The following is a 20,806-nucleotide window of genomic DNA, read 5'->3' as shown; positions in this document are numbered from 1 at the left end:
TGCGATCGACCATCAATAGACGGGTCGAATAAGATCGATCTCTACAATTAGGCCAAAGCCCGATCGATCGCCTCAATTACCCGCTGCAAATCAACGATGGGGTGAGTACAGTTGAGGAAAAAACGAACCCTGGCTTTATTCTGAGGCACCGAAGGATAAATCATCGGTAAGGCATTAATCCCCTGCTGAAACAGCGTTTGCGACAGGCGAACCGCCGCCTCAGAGGAACCGACGATGACGGGAACAATCGCCGAATCGTGGCTGTCTCCCGTGTCGAACCCCCGTTCTCGGGCGAGTTGTAAAAATTGACTCGATCGATCTCGCAGTTGCGTTACCCGTTCCGGTTCCTGTTGCAAAATCTCCAACGCAGCGAGGGCGGCGGCGGCGTTGGGGGGCGACATCCCCACGCTGAACACGAAACCGGGGGCGGTATACTTCAAATATTCCACTAACACTTGACGCCCTGCGATATAGCCGCCGCAACTGGCGAAGGATTTGCTGAGGGTTCCCATCCAAATATCGACGGCGGATCGATCGAGGTTAAAATGTTCGCCAACGCCTCGCCCGGTACTTCCCAAAACCCCGATGGAGTGGGCTTCGTCCACCATCAGCCAGACGCGGTGACGCTGTTTGATGCTGACGAGTTCCGGTAGCGGACAGACATCGCCATCGGTACTATAGACGCCTTCGACGACGATGAGAACGCGGCGGTAGGACGATCGACGTTCGGCGAGAATTCGATCGATCTCTTTCCAGTCGTTGTGAGGGAATTCGATCGCCGTCGCCCCGGAGAGTTTGCAGCCTTGGCGGATGCTATCGTGGCTGAGAGCGTCGTAGAGAATTAAGTCCCCCCGACGCATCAGATGTCCGATGGTGGTGACATTGGTGGGATGTCCGCTAACGAACGTCAAACAGGCTTCGGTTCCCAGAAATGCGGCGATGCGGCGTTCTAATTCTCCGTGAAGGGGGCGTTCTCCGGAAACGACGCGACTGGCGGAAACGGAGGTTCCGTAGCGATCGATCGCCGCTTTCGCCGCTTCGGTGACGCGAGGATCGCCGGATAATCCCAGGTAATTATAGTTAGAAAAATCGAGCAGACGGCGGTTTTGGGTTTCGATCGCATGGCGGGCGGTACCGTCATACACGCGGAAAAAGGGGTTTCCGGTAGTTTTGGCTTGTTCTAATTCTCGTTGTAAGTCTTGAATTTCAGGAAGTCGATCGAATTCGTAGGCAGAGTTATCGATAGTTTCTGAAGGCAAAGATTCGGCAGTTTTTCCATTTTTAACTTGCGGAATTTTACCTTGAGAAATAGCATTTTCCACCTCTAAAAAGAAGGCATTTAAAAAAGCTTCGATGCTTTCGTATTCAAACACCGACGCTAGAGATAGAGAACTGCCGAAACTGCGTTGCAAGCGGTTTTTAAACTCCACCGCCATCAAGGAATCCATCCCTAAATCTTGAAAAGCATCTTCCGTTTCGATGGCATCCTGACTCTCGAACCCCAACACCGCCGCCAGTTGCGTCAACACCTGCGATCGCACTTCAGTTTCGCGATCGTCAGCTTGCATCCCCCCAACATCCCCCCCAACCCCCCTTTGAAAGGGGGGCGAAGGGGGGATAGGGGGCGAAGGGGGGATAGGGGGCGTTGTCACCGCTTGCAATTTCACCTCTCCACTTATTATTTCTTGTAATAGCGGCGAGTCGATGGGGAATTTCTGCCAATCCACGGGAAACGCCACCTGTTGCGTGACATCCTTCGCCAAAGCTTCCCCCAATACCTGCAATCCCCAATCCGGTTCGATGGGTTGAATCCCTTGGCGGGAAAGTCGATCGCGATCGACCTCGTTTAACCGGGTAGCCATTCCCGAAATCGCCCAAGTTCCCCAATCCATCGCCGTTCCCGGGAGTCCGAGTTGGCGGCGAAAGTGCATCAAAGTATCGAGGAAAACATTGGCGGCGGCATAATTTCCCTGTCCCGGCGAACCGATAACCCCCGCAGCGGAGGAGAACGCCACGAAGAAGTCTAAATCACAATGAAATGTTGCCCGATGCAGGTTCCAAGTTCCGGTAACTTTGGGGGCGAGAACCCGTTGAAACTTCTGCCAGGGCATTTGTTGCAACACACCGTCATCGAGAATTCCCGCCGCTTGAACGACACCCCGTAAGGGGGGACGCGGTTGGGAGAAGAGGGCGGTTACTTCGTCGAGTTGCGTTAAATCGATCGATTTCAGTTCGATGTTTGCCCGTTGTTTCAACACCTGAATCTCTCTCAGGGCGTCGGCTGTCGGCTGAGTTCGCCCCGTTAAAACGAGGTATTTCGCCCCGAGATCGATCGCCCATTTCGCCACCTGCAACCCCAACGCCCCCCAGCCACCAGCAATGAGATAACTGGCGTTGGGGCGGAAGCAGAGAGTAGAAGATGGCGTGATGGGATGATGGGGAGATAAAACGACTTTGCCGATATGTCCGCCTTTTGCCATTTCGCGGAAGACAGCGGGGGCAGCTTGGAGGGGAAAAACGCGATAGGGCAGCGGTTGTAACGCCCCAGATGCAAATTGCGGCATCAGGCGAGACAGTAAATTGGCGATGACGGACGGTGTGTCTCGGGAAATTTCCAATAAATCGAAGGCGAAATAGGAAATGTCGTCGCGGAATTGGCGAACTCGTTCCTCATCCCAAATGCCGATTTTGCCCAATTCCACAAATCGCCCCCCTTCCGCTAACAGGGCGAGACTTTTGGGGATGAAGTCGCCGTTGAGACTGTTAAGAACCACATCCACGCCTCGCCCGACCGTTTGGCGTTTCACGGTTTCCCCGAAATCCAAACTGCGGGAGTTGGCGAGGTGACGAACGCCCATCGATTGGAGAAATTCCCATTTTCCAGGGCTGGCGGTGGCGAAGACTTCCGCCCCCACTTGCTGGGCGAGTTTGACGGCGGCGAACCCCACACCTCCGGCGGCGGCGTGAATCAAAACTCGATCGCCCGCTTTCAATTTTGCCAGTTCCCGCAAGCCGTACTCGGCGGTAAGGAACGCCATCGGTAAGGTGGCGGCTTCGGCGAACGTCAGGGAGGGGGGTTTGGCGACGACGAACTCGGAAGCAACGGTGGCGAAACTGCCCAAACTCCCCAAGGCGAAGGCGGCGATAACGGCATCTCCGACGCTGACGCCGCGAACGTTTTCCCCCACGGCGGCGACGATTCCGGCACATTCTCCGCCGAAGGGTAACTCGCGACTGTCGCGGATTCCCAGTTTTTCGAGGAAGGGTTGCAACATTCCCAGGGCGTTGAGAACGTCGCGGAAGTTCACCCCCGCCGCCCGAACTTGGATTTCGACTTCATCGGGGTTAGGGGAACGCCGGGTTTGGGGAACCTGTTGCAGGTTGTCGAGGATTCCGGCTTCGGCGATTTGCAGTTGACAGGGGTAAGGCGTTGGCGGCGGCGGCTTGTGAGAACGCAATCGGGCGACGTAGCGGCTTCCCTGGCGGTAGGCGATGCGGGTTTCGCTGTCGGGGTTGGCGAGTTCTTCGAGGAGATGTTTGGGTTGGGGATGGATGGCGTCGAAGTCGATGCAACGACAGGCGATGTCGGGGCGTTCCAGGGCGATGACGTTGGCGAATCCCCAGAGGGCGGAAGCGGCGACGCGAATCGGCGAAGTGCCTACGGCTTGGGAACCTCGCGTCAGCAACCACAGGGGAAGGGGTTGGGTGAGGGCTTGCAGTAAGTGCAGAACGCTGCCACAGGTGAGGCGTTGGGCGGTGTCGAGTTCGTCGGTGGTGGCGTCGAAACTCCAACTATGCAAAATTCCGTTTAATGAAATGTTTTGGGAATTCAGTCGATCGAGTAATGTTTGGAAATCCTCGGGATGGGTGGGATTGAGGCGGTAGCGATCGACCGTTTCTTCTTGAGTTTCTTCTTGATATTTCAATCCGGGGCGAACGACGATACAACGATGTCCCAATTCTTCTAATTGTCGAATTCCCCAATGGGTGCGATCGGCAAAAACGAGCCAAGTTCCGGGGTGAAGCGGTTGTTTCGAGGTGAGGGGCTTGGCGTCCCATTGTAAATCGTAGAGATGGGCGTTGGGGAACTCAGCGTTTTTTGAGGAATTGGGGGTTGAAGAATTGGATTTTGACAAGTTAGAAGAAACGGCTTTCAGGGTGAATCCCGAAACGGTTCCCACGGGGTTGTCGTTGTCGTCGTAAATTTCGATGTCGGCGACGATTTTTCGCGCGTCGGAAGATTTGAGAAACACCCGGCTTTCCAGGCGGTTGGGCAGATTTGGCGTCAGTTGCAGCCGTTCGACGGCTACGGGCAGATAGGAGGCGGTGTCGGGAACCATCGCCCCTAAGACTTGGAAGCAGTTATCGAGTAAAACGGGAATTCTGGCGGAGGATTCGACGTTTTGGGGGAGTTCTATCTTGCCGATGGCAACGGTGTGGTTTCGCCAAATTTCTCGCACGGCTTGGAATTTTTTGCCGTAGTCTAACCCGGATTTTCGGGCAGTTGCGTAATGAGTTTCTTTTGTGATATAATTGTTATTTATTTTCGGGGGTTTTGAGTTTAAAAATCTTTCAAATGCTTCTAAAACCAATTTGCCGCGAGCGTGACAAGTTGAGTTGTCGTTTGCGAGGCTGAAGAGACTCCAACGATAGCGGTTGTTGTCTTCTGGCGTCAGTTTAATTTGAACGAGAATTGAGTTTTCGGAGAGTTGTAGGGGGCGATCGAACCTGGCTTCAATGACAGAAAACTCGCGATTTTCAAAAATCTCCGTTCCCGCCAACCTCGCCAGTTCTAAATAGCCAGACCCCGGAAATACGGGATTTTCAAACACGCAATGGTCGCCGAATTCTCCCTGACTCGATAACTCAGTTTGAAACCAAAGTTCCGAAGTTCCGGCTAAGGGAATTTTTTCGAGCGATCGCCGATTTTGCCTTAAAATTTCGTCCTTTTCAACCGCTATCGGCGGTTCCCACCAATACCGCTTGCGTTCAAAGGGATAAGTAGGCAGCGAAACCGGAGGAAATTGCCTCGGAGATTCAATCAAATGCCAATTTAACTCGAACCCTAAGACAAATAAATGCGCGATCGAATCCGAGAGGGTTTCCCAATCCGCCTCGGGGCGCAAACTGGGCAAACCCACCATCTCGAAATCCCCCAGCATCGGCAACAACACGGGTTTCGCCCCAATTTCGAGAACCGTTCGATAGCCCTGGCGAACCAAACTCGTCGCACTTTGAAAAAAGCGAACCGACTGGCGGGCGTGGCGAACCCAATACTCCGCCGTGGCGATTTCTTCAGTTACAAAATCTCCCGTAACGTTGGAGACGAGGGGAATTTGTGGCGGAGAAAACCTCACCGACTTCGCCACCGTTTCCCATTCCGCTAACATCGGTTCTACGAGAGCAGAATGAAAAGCTTGCGACACCTCCAAAAACCGAATTGAAACCCCTTGACTTTCCAACTTCCGGGCGATCGATTTCACCGCGTCGCGACTTCCCGAAATCGTCGTATTCCCCGAACCGTTGTACGCCGCCACAGAAACGCCACTTCCAACTAACGCCGCTTCCACCGTCTCCGCATCCGCAAACGCCACCGCCATCGCCCCCGTCGCGGGTAACGCCGCCATCAACTTTCCTCGGGCGGACACCAATTTCAAGCCGTCTTCCAGGCTGAAAACCCCCGCCACGCAAGCGGCGACGAATTCCCCCAAACTATGGCCCGTCACCGCGTCGGGAACCAAGCCCCAAGACATCCACAATTGGGCGAGGGCGTATTCGAGGGCGAAGAGGGCTGGTTGGGTGTATCGCGTATCCCGCAACTGTTCCGCGTCGCCGTGGAAGAGAACTTCGACGAGGGAAAAATCGAGGCGTTCGTCGCAAAAATCGATCGCCTCCCGAAACCGGGAATTCGTCTGATAGATCGATCGACCCATCCCAGGATATTGCGAACCCTGTCCCGAAAACAAAAACGCCAATTTCGACGGATTCCCCCGCCCCACCTTCACGCGATGGGGGCTGTTGGCGAGGAAGCCGCGAAGCTGCTGGCGTAAGTCGTCGAGGCTGCGAACCACCACCGCCAGGCGTTTGTCAAAATGCGATCGCCCGGCGTTCGCCGTCCGACAAATCGCCGCCAACGCCGTCTCCTCAAACTCCGCCAACGCCGTCTCGTAACGGTTCGCCAACCTTTGCAACGCCGCCTCGCTTTTCGCCGAGAGAGTAAACAGACGACAGGGGCGATCCTCAGATGGGGCGATTTTCTCAAAACGAACCGCCGCATCCGCTTCCTCCAACACCACATGGGCGTTGGTTCCGCCGAAGCCGAAAGCGTTGACACCCGCCACCCGCGACATCCCCGATGGCGTTTCCCACTCCGACAATCCCACCGCCACCCGCAGCGGAAGCGAGTCGAAATCGATCGCCCGATTGGGGGTATTGAAATGCAAGTTCCCGGGAATCTGGCGGTGGTGGAGACACAACGCCGTCTTAATCAACCCCGCGATTCCCGCCGCAGTTTCCAAATGGCCGATATGGGTTTTCACCGAACCCACCCAACAGCGATCGCCCGCCTCGCGATTTTCCCGCAACACCGCCCCCAAAGCCTCCAGTTCCACGGGATCTCCTAACTTCGTCCCGGTTCCGTGGGCTTCAATATATTGAACCCGCGACGGCGAAATCCCCGCCTCGCGATAGGCTGCTTGCAACACCGCCTGTTGAGCCTCTCCATTGGGGGCGGCCAGTCCCTGGCTGCGTCCGTCTTGGTTGCTGGCGGTTCCGCGAATCACCGCGTAAATGCGATCGCCGTCCGCTTGGGCTTTCCAGAGGGGTTTCAGCAACACCGCCCCCGCCCCTTCGCTGCGAACGTAACCGTCAGCTTGGGCGTCGAAACTCTTACAGCGTCCGTCCGCCGCCATGTAGCCCCCCTTGGAAAAGCCGATGCTGGCGTTGGCTAACAGCAACAGGTTCGCCCCACCGACGAGGGCTTGGCTAGATTCGCCACACCAGAGACTCTGACAGGCCAAGTGAACCGCCACCAGAGAGGAGGAACAGGCGGTATCTACGGCGAGACTCGGACCCTTGAGGTCGAAAAAGTAAGATAAGCGGTTGGCGGCGATACAGTTTCCCGTCCCCGTGGTGGCGTAGGGGTTGTTAACGGGATGTTGCCACAATTGAATCGAGTAATCGTGAGATCCGATTCCCACAAACACCCCGGTTTGGGTTCCCGCGAGGCGATCGATCGGCGTTCCCGCATCTTCGAGGGTTTCCCAAGCCACTTCTAACAGCAGCCGTTGTTGGGGGTCCATCGTCATCGCTTCTCGAGGCGAAATCCCGAAAAATTTGGCGTCGAATCGATCGATCTCCTCGACAAATCCCCCCCAACGGGTATGAGTTTTATTGGGGGTTTGGGGGTTGGGGTCGTAGAATCGATCGACATCCCATCGTGACTTGGGGACTTCGGCGATCGCGTCTCTTCCCTCCCGTAACAGTTCCCAGAATTCTCGAGGATTTTTGGCTCCCGGGAAACGGCATCCAATTCCGACGATCGCAATGGGTTCTCGGTTCATCGACACGGGTTAAAAACGAACTTCGCTCTCAAAAAAGACGGTTAAACATCGGACGGACAACCCCATCAAATTCCTGGGTTTTAACAGTCACAACCCTCTTCGTCCTTCTGGGTCTCTTTAGGGTTTTACCGTCGCTCGGGTCGCAATTCATATCAAATCACAAACCTTCCCCCTTGGCAACCACAACCGCTTACTTGAGGGGAAAATTCAGACCGAAATATAGCATCAAACTATCGCGGCCGGGGTTATCTTCGTATAAATCGGCATTTGAAATATGATGCCAGCGCAAGCCCAGCATGAGGCGTTTTTCATCAGTTAGTGCAATCGTCGCACCGCCGCCCGCCTGGGGTGTAAAATTAAAACTCGTCCCCGCCGCCGGAACGTCGTTTGTCGTCCCTAAAATTCCCGCCCCACCATCGACATAGAGCGACCAATTATCCTGACGAACTAAATGCCATCTCAGTAAAAGATTGAGATTAACGCCTACAGCATCGTCTCCCGTTTGGTCGAAGGCTAAGCCGTTCAATTCCGCGTTAATACTATGACCGTTGAGGAAAAAGTGAGACAGTCCGCCGCCGAGAATGCCCAATCGTCTGGCGCGATCGTCGTCTAACGTAGTCGCTCCGCCTCCATGGAAATACCAGCGTTCGCTGCCCCGTTCTCCAAAGTTGACTGGAGCAGAAAGCGGAGATTCTGTTTCTTCAAATTCGTCTAATTCCTGTTTTAAAAAACTCGATTTTGAGCTAGAATTAACAGAAGAAGTCGCAGCGGCGTTTGGTGGGAATTGACAGACGATCGCACTAGCAGAAAGTAAAAGCGTTGCAGACGGAAAAATAGACCTCAAAAAACGCAAGGCGATCGATATTCTCATATCCAAAAACTCATCACTCCTCAATTTTCTACAACCCACCCATGAATTCTTCAGGAAAACTGATAACTCCCCCAATCCCCGATTTGACCTCCCGTCAAACCCATTTGTCAAACCGTTCAGAACCAGAATCCCCTATAATAACCGCGAGATTTCCCATCGACACCGCCTCAACCTCCCATGAACGTCGCCATCATAACCTCTGGCTTTCTCCCCGTCATCGATGGCGTCAGCATCAGCCAAATCCACCGCCTCCACCACCTCAGCCAACAGGGACATCGGGTGTTGCTGCTGCATCCCCACTACCCCCAGGGAAACGACGCCTCAACCCTACAACTCCCTGGCGTCACTTGCGTTCCCCTTCCCAGTATCTCCTTTCTCGGCGTCGAAGGCGAACGCAACGTCACCCCCGCCGCCAACGGGGTTTTAAACCGGGTTTTAGGAGAATTTCAGCCAGATATCATCCATGTTGACGAACCCGAGCGTTTGTGGCTGGGATTTCTTCGCTATCCTGCCCTTCGCTTCGCCCGACGCCACCACATCCCTTGTACAGCTTTTTTCCACAGCAACTTAATCGAATATCTCGAGGACTATTTCGACATTCCCCGTCCAATCTTGCGAGGAATTCAATATCTCCTCACCGCCAATCTTCCCCGAATTTACAACCGTTATGACCTCACCCTGACCGCCAGTTCTATCACCGCCGAAACTCTGCACAATCGGGGAATCAAAAATATTGTTTGCGACGATTTTCTCGGGTTCGATTTAGACCGTTTCCAACCCCAGAAATTGAGGAATCCTAATTTTTTCTCCCATCGCTACGGACTTCCTAAGCTAGAAAACCACCTTAAAATTGCCTTTCTCGGACGCTTGACCCCCGATAAAGGTTGGTCGTTTTTCTTGAAAGTTCTTCCCCAACTGTCCCAAATTCTAGATTTAAACCGAATCGTATTTCTCATCGGCGGAGACGGCGAACTTCGAGACCCAATTCGCGAAAAATTCGCCCAATTTACGCCCCACTTTTACCAATTAGGTCGCCTTTCTCCCGAAGCGGTTCCCGCCTTTCTAGCCAACAGCGATATTTATCTAACTACCTCCACCAAAGAAACCCGAGGATTGACCGTTATCGAAGCCCTGGCCTGCGAACTTCCCGTTCTCGCCCCCAACGCTGGGGGAATTCCCGACACCATCCGCGACGGTTGGAATGGATTGTTATTTAAACCGGGCGATCGCGCCGATTTTCTAACTAAATTCCAACAACTTTCTAACAATGTAGAATTACGAAAATCCCTCGGACAGCGAGGACGAAAAAGCGTGGAAACCTTAACCTGGGAAAACGCCGTCACTAAACTCGTCAACCTATGGCGAAAACTTCAGTAACTCAATCCTCTGTATCCTCAATCTCTGATATGGTGAACCCCTCAATCCAAAAAGCGTTTTTCCCATTCCAAAAACTTCTGCTGTCCGTCACGGACGTAAGGCGAAATCGAAATCAACCGAATCAAGCCGCGATTCAACCAAGACCACGGAAACCGCATCGGTCGAATTACGTCCACAAACAAGACCACGCGAATCTCGTCTGTGTCGTTCCAAGCTGCGTGAGGAAAGGTATCGTCAAACAGCAAACTTTTCCCTTCTTCCCACTGTCGAACTTCCTCCCCGACGCGAATTCCGCAGTTGTCCACATCGGGAACTTTTAAGGCCAGGTGATACCGCAACACTCCTTTATAGAGTCCGCGATGTTCGGGAATCTGTTTGTGAGGGAGAAGAATCGAGAAAAACGCTGTCGTCATCCCCGGAATTGATTGGAGTAATTGGGTGGTTTGGGGACAGTTTTCACAGTTTTTTTCGGCTTTTAAGCCAAAGGCGTAAAAAAAGTATGTTTTCCAGCGATTGTCTTGGGTCAAACTGGCTTGGTCTTCTGATAAATCTTGGAAATTGGGAATGCGATCGACCCGCGTTAAGACCCTATCTAATTCTTCTCGAATTGTCGTCCAGTTGGCTTCGAGGTTTTCTATCCAAGGAAAGGTATCGCAGTCGAAAAAGGGTCGATCGCCAATTTTGGAATAGTGACCGATACAGCTTTCCATGTCGCGGACGAAGGCTTCGCCGCGACGAACGATAAAGTTATAGTATTTGTCTTTAAAGGTAGATGGACGGGTTGTCATTGTATTTCTGGCGCAATCGTTGATTTTAAGTGAATTTGAAGTCAATTCTAAAATAGACTCAGACGGTTCGATCGTCAATGGTGAGTTGATAGGGAAGAGAGGGGAGGAGAAACGGGGCGATCGCAGGTTTCACATCGCAATTTCCACAAGGATAGATGAATTTCTCCGTCCCACAATAACGGCGGTTGATAGAGGGGAATGGGTTTAAGAGGTTGGAATCGATCGAGCTGTTCTGGGGAAGGGTTAAAAAGAAGTATTTCTGAGGAAATCCCAGAAGGAGGAGCGTCGGAGACGAGGATTTTAACGTGGGATTCCAGGTCGTAACTGAGGGATATCATATCGAGGATCGATCGCGGTTCTATAAGGACTAAAGGAGAGGTCGATCGATTGACAATTTCGGCGATCGCAGGATTGTGAAGATTGCGAGTTTTCTGGTATTTCGGGGCGCGATCGAGATACAGCCAACCGGACACCAAACCCGCCGATAAGACCACTGCAAACATCCCGCGAACCCCAGGCCGTTTCCTCATTTCTAAACTGAAGAAATAGGCGAGAATTAGTTGCAATCCTAAGTAACTGGGAATCCAATAGCGGGCGGCGGTAGAAATTTGACCGCCCGTCATAAAATCGCAGCTAATGGTAACAACAGGTAAGGCGGCGATGGTGAGTCCTAAATAGACGGAAACGCTTTTCTGAGCCTGTTGTTTTAAAAACCGCAAAGAAACCCCTAATACAGCAATAGTGGCGATGGCGATGGTGAGTCCTTCAATGGTTTTATAAACCGTTAAAGTTTGGGGAACGACTAAATCGATAAATAAAATCGAGAGGTTGTAAATCCAAATTGCCACCCGGGCGAAACCATCCATGTTTTCCCGCGTCCAGGTGGTGTTGTCTTGGAGTAAACGCCATCGATCGAACATCACAACGACCCAGGGAAGAAATGCGATCGCCGCAATTCCTAGGGAACGAAACAGCGGTTTTCTCACCTCTTTTCCCCGCCAGATTCCATAAATTCCCTGGGCGGCCACCACGGGAATCGATAACAGCGAAGTGTACAAGTTCAAAACAGCGACGATGGTATACAGTCCCCAACGTTCCCAGGAAGGGCGACCAATCGCCCGCAAACAGGTCAAATGGAGCAGTAATAACAAAAATATCCAAAGACTGTACGGGCGGGCTTCCTGGGCGTAGGCGACGAAGATGGGAGACAGAGAGAACAGGAGAAGGGGGGAAAGGGAGGTAATGAGATGACGAGATGATGAGATAGAAAATAGTTCCCAATAGGTGATGTATAAAACGGGGAAGGATAAAAAGGCGAATAATATGGAGAGGCTTCGTAAGGATAAAACGGAATCGCCCCAAATTTGCACCCAAAATCGTGCCAGAATGAAGTATAAGGGGGCGTGTTCGGGACTTTGAACTAGGGCGTTGAGGGTGTCGCGAAAGGTTTTTTGAGGCTGTAATTTTTGATAAGTTTGTAAATCTGGGGGCGTGAGGATTTCGCCGCCAGAGAGTTCTTCGATAACCTCGGTTTTGGTATATCCTACAATCCGAATGGAGGTGGCGACTTCATCCACCCAATACACTTTACTGTCGAGATTGGATAAGCGAAATAGAATCCCGAACGCTAAAACAACCAGGGTTAACCCGATAAAAGGATTGGCTTTGAATTTCAACATAGAGGCTTAGGGAACCCATTGACGAACGAACGATCGCACAGTTTCACGATACAGGGTTTCGTCTTCGCGGGAAATGCTGGTGTGGGTGGCGTTGGGAATGACGAGAAGTTCTTTGGGTTGGGGAGATGCGGCGTAAAGTTGCTGTGTCATTTCTGGTGGAACGACGCTATCTTGGGTTCCGCAAAGATACAACACGGGAATTTCTAAGCGATCGACCTTTTGAAGGGAATCAAATTCCTGTGTTAACGCCAAACGAAGCAAAGGACTGATGGTTTTAAATTTATAGTCGGTCATGTCTTTCATAGAGGTAAAAGAGGCTTCGACAATTAAAGCACCCGCCTCGGGATGTTTCGCTGCTAAATCGATAGCCACTGCACCGCCGATCGACCAACCGTAAATGACAATTTTTGCGGGGTCAATTTCCAGAGTTTCCGTTAAATATTGCCAAGTGGCTTCGGCGTCTCGATACACTCGCGTTTCGTTAGGAAAGGGGGGCGAACTTTTTCCGTAACCGCGATAGTCTACTAAAATAACTGACCAGCCCCACTCGTGAAATCGAGCGGCTTTGTTAACAACATCTCCGATATTACTGGCATTTCCGTTAAAATATAAAATTACAGGCGCGTCGCTATTTTGGGCGGGAATAAACCAGCCATATAACTGTTGGTTTTTAACGGGAATCCAGAGGGATTGATAGTCGAGATTGACGGTTTCCGGCGTGGCTTTTAAATAGCGAGAGGGGAAAAACATCAAACGAGTTTGTCCGACTCTCAAACCGAGAAATATCAGGAAAGCGAAAAGAACGACGGCGGCTGTCACTTTGGATAATTTCAGCAAGATAGAAGACATGGAGTTATTGTCGGGTGAGATGTAGAAAATGGGGCGGTTCGCTGATGCTGCGAAGGTAGGCGGGATTGAGGTAAGTGTTGGGGGAATTTTTCGTTTTGAGTTCGTTGTTTTGTAGGTAGCGATCGAAAAAGGCGAGGCTTAAAAAGTTAATGTAGGTTTTCGAGATGGCGACGAGGCGATCGACATCTAACTCGGAATCGACGGTTTGAGAAAAGAACCGGGCGGTGAGATAGGTATGGGGGAGGTTTTCGGCGATGACGAAGTATTTCTCGGAGATGGGAATTTTTTGAAACATGGGATATTGTTCGAGAAGTAACGGCGTAATTAAATCTCGATTTGTTACGTGCATAAAGACGGGAGATTTAACAGATTGCAGCCCCGTTTCTCCAAACAGCCGATTTCCGTTGGGAAATAATAAATAAACTGCCTTAATTCGCGAGTCTTCTAAATCGGAAACGGGTCTATTTTCCAGTTCCAAAGCGCGACATTGATATAAAATAGAGAGGTTTAACGGCGTGTCTTGATAGTTGCAGTTTTGCGGGAGATTCTCTAAGTCGAGTTTTCCCCCAGCGAGGGATAAAGCTGTGGTTCCGCCGATAGAATATCCGAAAACACCGACGTTTTGAAGGTCGAGAGTGACGGGGGGATTAGAAAGGGTTTCTAGGCGATCGAGTAAAAAGGAAATATCCAAAGGGCGATCGATATATTCCGTAGCGTCGAAGTTTTCAGAATATACCCCATCGTAAAAAGCTTGTTGGCGTTGGTAGCTGCTACCGGGATGATCGAGAATGGCGACAGAATAGCCGTGAGAGGTGAGGTGTTGGGCGAGATGTTGGAAGCGGTTTCGTTTCGCCCCTAAGCCGTTGGAAACGACAATGAGGGGAACGGGAGTTTCGGTGGTGGTTTCAGGAGAAATTTCGGGAAAATACCAATCGAAAACGAGAGTTCGATCGCGCCCGACATCGTAAAATTCTCGGGTTTCTTGAACAACGTTGAATTCTCCCGGTTTCCGTAAGTCGGGAAATTGGGAAATATCGATGTCACGGCTGGGTTTGGGAATAGCTTGAATAAAGTCTTGGGTGGTGTCTTGAAGAGTACGCAGTTCGGATAAAGCGGTGAAGGCGGCTTTGAGGTCGATTTCCAAGTCAGTGGGGAAGAAGTTCAGGATATTTTTTAGGCTAAATCCGTCCGGATGTAGGGTACATTGAATTAAGGTCGATCGCAGGGAATAAAAGCCGTTTTGACTTGCGGGAGATTTCAAAATTCGACCGGCGGCGGTTAAAACATTTTCCCCAGCGTAGCTGTAGCTGAGTTGAGAAAATTTAATCGGGTCGAATTGAAACGAGGTACGGCTGAACCGTTGGATTTGCTGTGGATTCCCGAGAATCACATCGAGGTAGGGCTTCAGTTCGGAATCGGGTCGATCGCCCTCGATAAAATTTTCGAGGCTACGGACAGAAATTGACCGTTGAAACGCCCCGTAGCGTAAAATAACCCGTTCTGCGGCGAGGGTTCGATGGGGAACCAACAAGCTGATGAGAACGGCGAGAACCCGGAAAAATTTAAAATTTTGTTTGGCCATAGTTGCCATGAGAAGCAATGCGTTGTTTCCTTAAAATACGATCGAATTAACCCCGTTCCAATGACCTCCGATCCGCTTTCCCCCACCCAACGGGCGCTTCTCGCCATCGAAACCCTCAAAGCCAAAGTCGCCGCCCTCGAAGGCGATCGCAGCGAACCCATCGCCATCATCAGCCTCGCCTGTCGCTTTCCCGGCGGGGCGGACAGCCCAGAAGCCTTTTGGGAACTGCTACGCAGCGGACAAGACGCCATTACCGAAGTCCCCAGCGATCGCTGGAACGCCGACGCCCTCACCGATACCGATCCCGACGCCCCCGGAAAAACCTACAGCCGCTATGGCGGTTTCGTCCCCCACCCCTACCACTTCGACGCGCAGTTTTTCCGCATTTCCCCCCGAGAAGCCCTCCACCTCGACCCCCAACAACGACTCCTGCTAGAAGTGGTCTGGGAAGCCCTCGAACGCGGCGCGATCGCCCCCGATTCCCTCGAAGACAGCCCCACGGGAACCTTCCTCGGAATCTGCGGAAACGACTACTGGAACCGCTGTTTAGTCGATCTCGATCACATCGACGCCTACGTGGCCACCGGAAACGCCCACAGCATCGCCGCCGGACGCCTCGCCTACCACTTCGGCTTCACCGGACCCGCCCTAGCCGTCGATACCGCCTGTTCCTCCTCCCTAGTGGCGGTTCACCTAGCCTGTCGCAGCTTGCGTCAGGGGGAATGCGATCTCGCCGTCGCCGCTGGCGTCAACCGCATCCTCTCCCCAGAAACCAGCATCAACTTCGCCAAATCGCGAATGTTGTCCCGCGACGGACGCTGTAAAACCTTCGACGCCGACGCCGACGGCTTCGGACGGGCGGAAGGATGCGGCGTCGTCGTCCTCAAACGTTACCGAGACGCCCGCCGCGACGGAGATTCCATCCTCGCCCTGATTCGCGGAACCGCCACCAACCACGACGGACGCAGCAGCGGCTTAACGGTTCCCAACGGTTCCGCCCAGCAAGGGGTGATTCGTCGCGCCCTCCAAGACAGCCGACTGGAAGCGGACGACATCGATTATATTGAAACCCACGGGACGGGAACGGCGTTAGGCGACCCTGTGGAAGTGGGGGCGTTGGCGGAAGTATTCGGAAAAACTCGCCCCGTTCCCCTCACCCTGGCGTCGGTGAAAAGCCACATCGGACATAGCGAAGCGGCGGCGGGAATTGCGGGATTGGTGGCGGTGGTGTTGTCGCTACAGCAGGAGGCGATACCGGGAAACCTCCATCTCAAACGCCTCAATCCTCATGTTTCCTGGGACGATCTCCCCTTCCGGGTTCCCACGACGCTGCAACCTTGGAGGCGCAGCGATCGACCCCGACGGGCGGGGGTCAGTTCCTTTGGCTTCAGCGGAACCAACGCCCACGCCATCCTCGAAGAAGCCCCGATACCGCCATCTCGGGACTCTCATCGCCATCGCCCCCTGCATATTTTGACCCTCTCCGCCAAAAGTTCCGGGGCGTTGGCGGAACTGGTCGATCGTTATCTGCAATATTTGGGCGATCGCCCTCACCTGAACCTCGGCGATGTCTGCTACAGTGCCAACAGCGGACGCGCCCACTTCAACCACCGTCTGGCGGTTGTCGCCGCCTCCCTCGAAGAACTTGGCCAGAAACTCCAACAGTGGCGAGAGGGGAATTCAAGCGAGGGCGTCTTTAGCGGGCGATCGCGCAGCCTCGAAAAAACTGACATTATATATAGATGCCAAATATATAGAAGCGAAAACTCGGCCGTTGTCCCCGCCAGAGAACTCTACGACACCGAACCGACCTTTCGACAGGCCATCGATCGCTGTTGCGAGATTCTCGAAACGCCCCTCGTCGATCGATTGACTTCCCCAGATGCAGCCCTCCCCGTCACCTACGCCACGATAGAACTGTGGAAACGCTGGGGAATCGAACCCAGCCAAATCCTCGGAAACCCCATCCTCGCAGAAGTCTCGGAAAATCTCGAAACCGCCTTGCGTCAACCCTCCCAACCCGCCCTATCTCACCCAGGATTTACCATCGAAATTGGCGATCGCAGCCTTCAAGGTTGCGGCGACTGGGGACAACTCCTCAGCAGCTTGGCGCAACTTTACGTTTTCGGCGTCTCCGTCGATTGGAACGGTTTCGATTCCGGGTTCGATCGCGCAAAATTAGTGTTACCCACCTATCCCTTCCAACGCCGCTACTTCGGCTTAGACTGACTTCACCGATGTTTGTACCCGACATTCCGCCCCCCTCTCTCACCACCCAACTCACCGCCCTTTCCTACTACACCACCCTCAGCGTTCTCGCCGCGTCGGGGAAAGCGATCGATTCCCGCGACGCCCTCTCGGACGAAGAACGCCAACTTCTCGACGACGGAAAACCCGTCATCCTCGGAGAAAACGGAAACTATCAAGCCTGGATTGTTGCGGAGGGTTCCCTCGTCACCGCTTGGGAAGTGTTAACGGATTACAACCGTTTCGGCGAATTTCTCTCCAACGTCAAAGCGAGTCAACTCCTCGAAAGCGAGGGAAATCGCCGCGTCTTCCAGCAAGTCAACCGCATTATTTTCAACCAAACCGCCACCGTCAGCATCGGCGTCGTCGAAACCTACCTGCGAACCATCGAGTTTCACCTAGTTGAAGGAGATCTCGGGGGACTCGATGGCGTGTGGTCGATCGAACCCCTCCCCAAGGAGAATCGCGTCTTAATTTCCCACCGCGTTTCCGTCGATCCCGGTTCCGAGGAGAACCGTTCCCTCTTTTTCCGCCTCTACCGCAACGGAATCGAAGACTCGCTGCGGGGGTATCGACGGGAAATCGAAGGGAGATGATGGGATGATGAGATGATGGGATGATGGGATGATGGGATGATGATGTGAAGAGGAAAGACAATTGATAATTGACAATTTCTCCCCCTCTCCCCATCTCATTTCACGTCGAAGCGTCTGGGTTTGACTTGTTTGGGATCGATGTCCACAATTAAATCGTCCCAATCGGTCGATCGAACCGTTTCTTGCCAAACATTAGCTTGATAAATGCGATGGTACGTCACATCGAGAGCCGTCAGCCAACCGCTTTCGAGGGTATAAACCCCCGTATCGATATCTAACCAACCGATTCCTTTCGCCAATTGTCCCGGTTGGACGCCAGGAAACGTAAAAGAAATCGTATGACCGGTTACGATGAGTTTGTCTTGAAAATAGGGTTGTCGCTGGCGGTGAAATAAATCGCGAATCCAACAAAACTGTTCCGCCGATTGTTTTTCGATAGGAATTCGCGGATCGATTCCGGCGTGAACCAGCCAAACTGTCCCTAAATCGCGATAGAGAGGAACAGTTTTCAACCAGTCTAAGTGAACGTAAATATCCGATGGATTGTGGTAGCTGTCGATGGTTTGGCGTCCGCCAGCCATTAGCCAATATTGTAAATTATGCTCGTTAATTTCTCCATCAGGAAAGGCGGCGAGCATCATTTCTTCATGGTTTCCTCGAATCGTGGAATAAGAGGGTTCGTTCATTACCAAATCGAGGACTTTGGCACTGTCGGGGCCGCGATCGATCAAGTCACCGAGGAAATTCACGCGATCGTCCGTTTCCGGTGCGATCGCCTCTAACAGCCGCATTAACGTCTCATAATGACCGTGAACGTCGCCGATGACAATTTGTCGAGACATACATTTCTCCTAATATTCCCCTCCTAAAATTTCCTATCGAGTGAGCGCACGAATAAATCGCTGAACTTCTGTTAAGAAACCGGGACGTTGACGGGGGGGTGCAGATGTAGACTCGGCATTATCTTCGTCTTTCGACTCTTCCTCTTCACCCATCAACAACCGTTCTAACGCTTCCCCGGCCGGCTTACTTGACATTTCCGTTAAAATAGTGTAATCGCCATCTTCCCCTTCCACCCAAACTTGCCAAAGGGAGGGATAGCAGCGATACACCGCCGCACCGGGAAGGGGGCGCACGTAATAACAGGACGTGAGTTTACTGAGAAATCGTTCCCGCAACTGTCGGGCTGCATAGCCAATTCCCACCGTGGCGACACTTTCGAGGCGGGGAAGTAACAAAACCACGGGGCGATCGCCTGCTTCGTTGCACAGTTGCTCGACTTTCTCAATTTCCACGTCCGAGGGTTCGATGAGGAGAAAACATTCATCATCCTCTTCCATCTGACTCGTGATTGAAATGCGACGACTCCCCAAATCGGCGATGCGGAAGGGCGTCTCGCCCCAGTCGCGGCGGGCTAAAGCAGCGGCGCCCGTATCGGGGAAAAAGACTTTCAGTTGATATCCCAGTTCCGTGAGGACAGGAATAAACTGTTCGGCGATGGGTTGCGCCTTCAATTCCGGATAGACGATTTCCACTTGAATCAAGCGGTAACCGTCTTCGATCGCGGCTTGGGTGGCGGCTTGGGCTTGAGCGATGGCGGTTTCGAGATCCTGCGGTAGTTCAGTCATGCAGCCAGTGATGAGGGGTAAAATAGACGACTTGTCACTATTTTAAGATGGTTGGGAAGTCTCCCGAAGGAATTGCGATGTCCAACAAAACCCTCGGACTCAGTCCCCAACTCCACGATTACCTCACTTCTGTCTCAGTTCGCGAACCGGAACTCTTAACTCAGTTGCGAGAGGAAACGGCGAAACTCCCCATGTCGCGAATGCAAATCGCACCGGAACAGGGTCAGTTTATGGCGTTGCTGGTGCAGTTGATGGGAGCGAAAAAAGCCTTGGAAATCGGCGTGTTTACCGGGTACAGTTCCCTGGCGGTGGCGTTGGCGTTACCGGAGGACGGAAAACTCGTCGCCTGCGATGTAGATAAGGAATATACGGCGATCGCCCGTCGGTATTGGGAACAAGCGGGAGTTGCGGGAAAAATAGACCTTCACCTGGCGCCGGCGTTGGACACCCTCGATCGACTCCTCGAAGACGGACAAGCAGAAACCTTCGATTTCGCCTTTATCGACGCGGACAAACGCAACTATGCCAATTATTACGAAAAATCCCTACAACTTGTCCGTCGGGGTGGGTTAATTGCCATCGATAACGTGCTTTGGAACGGACGAGTTGCCGATCCTGACGAGACGGACAAACGGACGCAGGCGATTCGCGATTTCAATCAAAAACTCTACGGGGACGATCGCGTGATGTTGAGTTTAGTTCCCATCGCCGACGGCGTGACGTTAGCCTTGAAGCGTTAGGGCGATCGCGCGGAAACTCCGTCGGAGTTATCATCAAGAAAAACGGTGCGATCGACCTATGAACCAACCCGAGCGTTTTGAATACGATAGCCCGTGGAAAGAAGCCTTAGACCGATATTTCCCGGAATTTATGGCGTTCTTTTTCCCCGAAGCTCATGCAAATATCGATTGGACGCGAGATTACGAATTTCTAGATACAGAATTCCAGCAAATCGTCCGCGATGCCGAACTCGGAAAACGACTCGCCGATAAATTGGTCAAAGTTTGGCGAAAAGACAACCAACCCGCTCTCGTTTTGGCACATATCGAAGTCCAGAGTCAATACGAGACGAACTTCGCCCAGAGAATGTTCGTTTATAATTATCGGATATTCGATTGCTACGAGTTACCCGTCGCCACGTTAGTGGTTTTAGCCGACGATCGCCCCTCTTGGCTTCCCGATCGCTTTTCCTACCAACTCTGGGGAAGCGAAACCCGTTTTCAGTTTCCCACGGTTAAACTACTCGATCTATCGGCCGATCGGCAACAGTGGGAGCGTCTCGAACGTGAAACCAATCCCTTCGCCGTCGTCGCGATCGCACATTTAAAAACTCAAGCAACTCGACAACAGCCAAACGAACGCCTGCGATGGAAAATCGAAGTCACCAAAAGCTTGTATCAGCGGGGATACAGCCGCCAAGATATTCTCGAACTCTTCCGGCTGATTAATTGGATAATGATGCTTCCCGACGAACTGGAACGCTCTTTTAACACGGAAATTACCAGATACGAGGAGGAAACTAAAATGCCATACATCACACCACTCGAACGCTTCGCTCAAGAAGAAGGACGTGAAGAAGGACGTGAAGAAGGACGTGAAGAAGGACGTGAAGAAGGACGTGAAGAAG

Annotated in this window: 13 protein-coding genes; 5 read left to right on the top strand and 8 right to left on the bottom strand. The window is 52.5% G+C overall.

What is annotated here, in order from left to right; all coding sequences use genetic code 11:
- Positions 1-47: 47 nt before the first annotated feature.
- Both ACP5D4_RS00885 and ACP5D4_RS00880 read right to left on the bottom strand, forming a co-directional pair.
- A complete protein-coding gene (locus ACP5D4_RS00885; RefSeq protein WP_428009725.1) occupies positions 48-7,562 on the bottom strand; it encodes an aminotransferase class I/II-fold pyridoxal phosphate-dependent enzyme in 7,515 nt (2,504 codons plus the stop codon).
- Positions 7,563-7,752: 190 nt separating this feature from the next.
- Complete coding sequence (locus tag ACP5D4_RS00880; RefSeq protein WP_428009724.1) at positions 7,753-8,406, bottom strand: acyloxyacyl hydrolase; 654 nt, start codon at positions 8,404-8,406, stop codon at positions 7,753-7,755.
- Between the two features lie 204 nt (positions 8,407-8,610).
- Between ACP5D4_RS00880 and ACP5D4_RS00875 the strand changes: the two genes are divergently transcribed.
- Positions 8,611-9,810 (top strand): glycosyltransferase, encoded by a 1,200-nt coding sequence (locus ACP5D4_RS00875; protein WP_428009723.1) that lies wholly within the window; start codon positions 8,611-8,613, stop codon positions 9,808-9,810.
- Positions 9,811-9,851: 41 nt separating this feature from the next.
- Here the strand turns inward: ACP5D4_RS00875 and ACP5D4_RS00870 are convergent, their stop codons facing one another.
- From ACP5D4_RS00870 to ACP5D4_RS00855, 4 genes are all read right to left on the bottom strand, one after another.
- Positions 9,852-10,598 carry an aspartyl/asparaginyl beta-hydroxylase domain-containing protein gene (locus tag ACP5D4_RS00870; RefSeq protein WP_428009722.1) on the bottom strand — a complete coding sequence of 249 codons (747 nt, stop codon included), beginning with the start codon at positions 10,596-10,598 and terminating at the stop codon, positions 9,852-9,854.
- A gap of 74 nt (positions 10,599-10,672) precedes the next feature.
- A complete protein-coding gene (locus ACP5D4_RS00865; protein ID WP_428009721.1) occupies positions 10,673-12,277 on the bottom strand; it encodes a glycosyltransferase family 39 protein in 1,605 nt (534 codons plus the stop codon).
- Positions 12,278-12,283: 6 nt separating this feature from the next.
- Positions 12,284-13,126 (bottom strand): alpha/beta hydrolase, encoded by an 843-nt coding sequence (locus ACP5D4_RS00860; protein WP_428009720.1) that lies wholly within the window; start codon positions 13,124-13,126, stop codon positions 12,284-12,286.
- A gap of 4 nt (positions 13,127-13,130) precedes the next feature.
- Positions 13,131-14,708: an alpha/beta hydrolase gene (locus ACP5D4_RS00855; protein ID WP_428009719.1), complete on the bottom strand. Its 1,578-nt coding sequence runs from the start codon at positions 14,706-14,708 to the stop codon at positions 13,131-13,133.
- Between the two features lie 60 nt (positions 14,709-14,768).
- Here ACP5D4_RS00855 and ACP5D4_RS00850 point away from each other — a divergent pair, with 60 nt between their 5' ends.
- Positions 14,769-16,937 carry a type I polyketide synthase gene (locus ACP5D4_RS00850; protein ID WP_428009718.1) on the top strand — a complete coding sequence of 723 codons (2,169 nt, stop codon included), beginning with the start codon at positions 14,769-14,771 and terminating at the stop codon, positions 16,935-16,937.
- Positions 16,938-16,945: 8 nt separating this feature from the next.
- On the top strand, positions 16,946-17,551 hold the full coding sequence (locus tag ACP5D4_RS00845) for an SRPBCC family protein (RefSeq protein ID WP_428009717.1): 606 nt from the start codon (positions 16,946-16,948) through the stop codon (positions 17,549-17,551).
- A gap of 95 nt (positions 17,552-17,646) precedes the next feature.
- Here the strand turns inward: ACP5D4_RS00845 and ACP5D4_RS00840 are convergent, their stop codons facing one another.
- On the bottom strand, positions 17,647-18,393 hold the full coding sequence (locus tag ACP5D4_RS00840; RefSeq protein ID WP_428009716.1) for a metallophosphoesterase family protein: 747 nt from the start codon (positions 18,391-18,393) through the stop codon (positions 17,647-17,649).
- A gap of 33 nt (positions 18,394-18,426) precedes the next feature.
- On the bottom strand, positions 18,427-19,179 hold the full coding sequence (locus ACP5D4_RS00835) for a DUF1995 family protein (RefSeq protein ID WP_428009715.1): 753 nt from the start codon (positions 19,177-19,179) through the stop codon (positions 18,427-18,429).
- 77 nt (positions 19,180-19,256) lie between these two features.
- On the opposite strand from ACP5D4_RS00835, the gene ACP5D4_RS00830 reads away from it, so the two are divergent.
- Together ACP5D4_RS00830 and ACP5D4_RS00825 are read left to right on the top strand one after the other, a co-directional pair.
- The gene (locus tag ACP5D4_RS00830; protein WP_428009714.1) at positions 19,257-19,919 is read left to right on the top strand and encodes a class I SAM-dependent methyltransferase; all 663 of its coding nucleotides are present in this window, start codon (positions 19,257-19,259) and stop codon (positions 19,917-19,919) included.
- A 58-nt stretch (positions 19,920-19,977) separates the two neighbouring features.
- Positions 19,978-20,806: transposase (locus tag ACP5D4_RS00825; protein ID WP_428009713.1), on the top strand; the 829-nt coding region annotated here is incomplete at its 3' end.

Source organism: Baaleninema sp., assembly GCF_049974805.1.
GTDB lineage: Bacteria > Cyanobacteriota > Cyanobacteriia > Cyanobacteriales > Geitlerinemataceae > Baaleninema.
The sequence above is the reverse complement of the archived record's forward strand: the minus strand, read 5'-3'. Positions and strand labels throughout refer to the sequence as shown.

Excerpts from the sequence above, each read along its gene's own strand:
- ACP5D4_RS00845 (WP_428009717.1), top strand. The coding sequence starts at position 16,946 with ATGTTTGTACCCGACATTCCGCCCCCCTCTCTCACCACCCAACTCACC.
- ACP5D4_RS00855 (WP_428009719.1), bottom strand. The coding sequence starts at position 14,708 with ATGGCCAAACAAAATTTTAAATTTTTCCGGGTTCTCGCCGTTCTCATC.
- ACP5D4_RS00850 (WP_428009718.1), top strand. The coding sequence starts at position 14,769 with ATGACCTCCGATCCGCTTTCCCCCACCCAACGGGCGCTTCTCGCCATC.
- ACP5D4_RS00870 (WP_428009722.1), bottom strand. The coding sequence starts at position 10,598 with ATGACAACCCGTCCATCTACCTTTAAAGACAAATACTATAACTTTATC.
- ACP5D4_RS00830 (WP_428009714.1), top strand. The coding sequence starts at position 19,257 with ATGTCCAACAAAACCCTCGGACTCAGTCCCCAACTCCACGATTACCTC.
- ACP5D4_RS00860 (WP_428009720.1), bottom strand. The coding sequence starts at position 13,126 with ATGTCTTCTATCTTGCTGAAATTATCCAAAGTGACAGCCGCCGTCGTT.
- ACP5D4_RS00835 (WP_428009715.1), bottom strand. The coding sequence starts at position 19,179 with ATGACTGAACTACCGCAGGATCTCGAAACCGCCATCGCTCAAGCCCAA.
- ACP5D4_RS00885 (WP_428009725.1), bottom strand. The coding sequence starts at position 7,562 with ATGAACCGAGAACCCATTGCGATCGTCGGAATTGGATGCCGTTTCCCG.
- ACP5D4_RS00875 (WP_428009723.1), top strand. The coding sequence starts at position 8,611 with ATGAACGTCGCCATCATAACCTCTGGCTTTCTCCCCGTCATCGATGGC.
- ACP5D4_RS00865 (WP_428009721.1), bottom strand. The coding sequence starts at position 12,277 with ATGTTGAAATTCAAAGCCAATCCTTTTATCGGGTTAACCCTGGTTGTT.
- ACP5D4_RS00840 (WP_428009716.1), bottom strand. The coding sequence starts at position 18,393 with ATGTCTCGACAAATTGTCATCGGCGACGTTCACGGTCATTATGAGACG.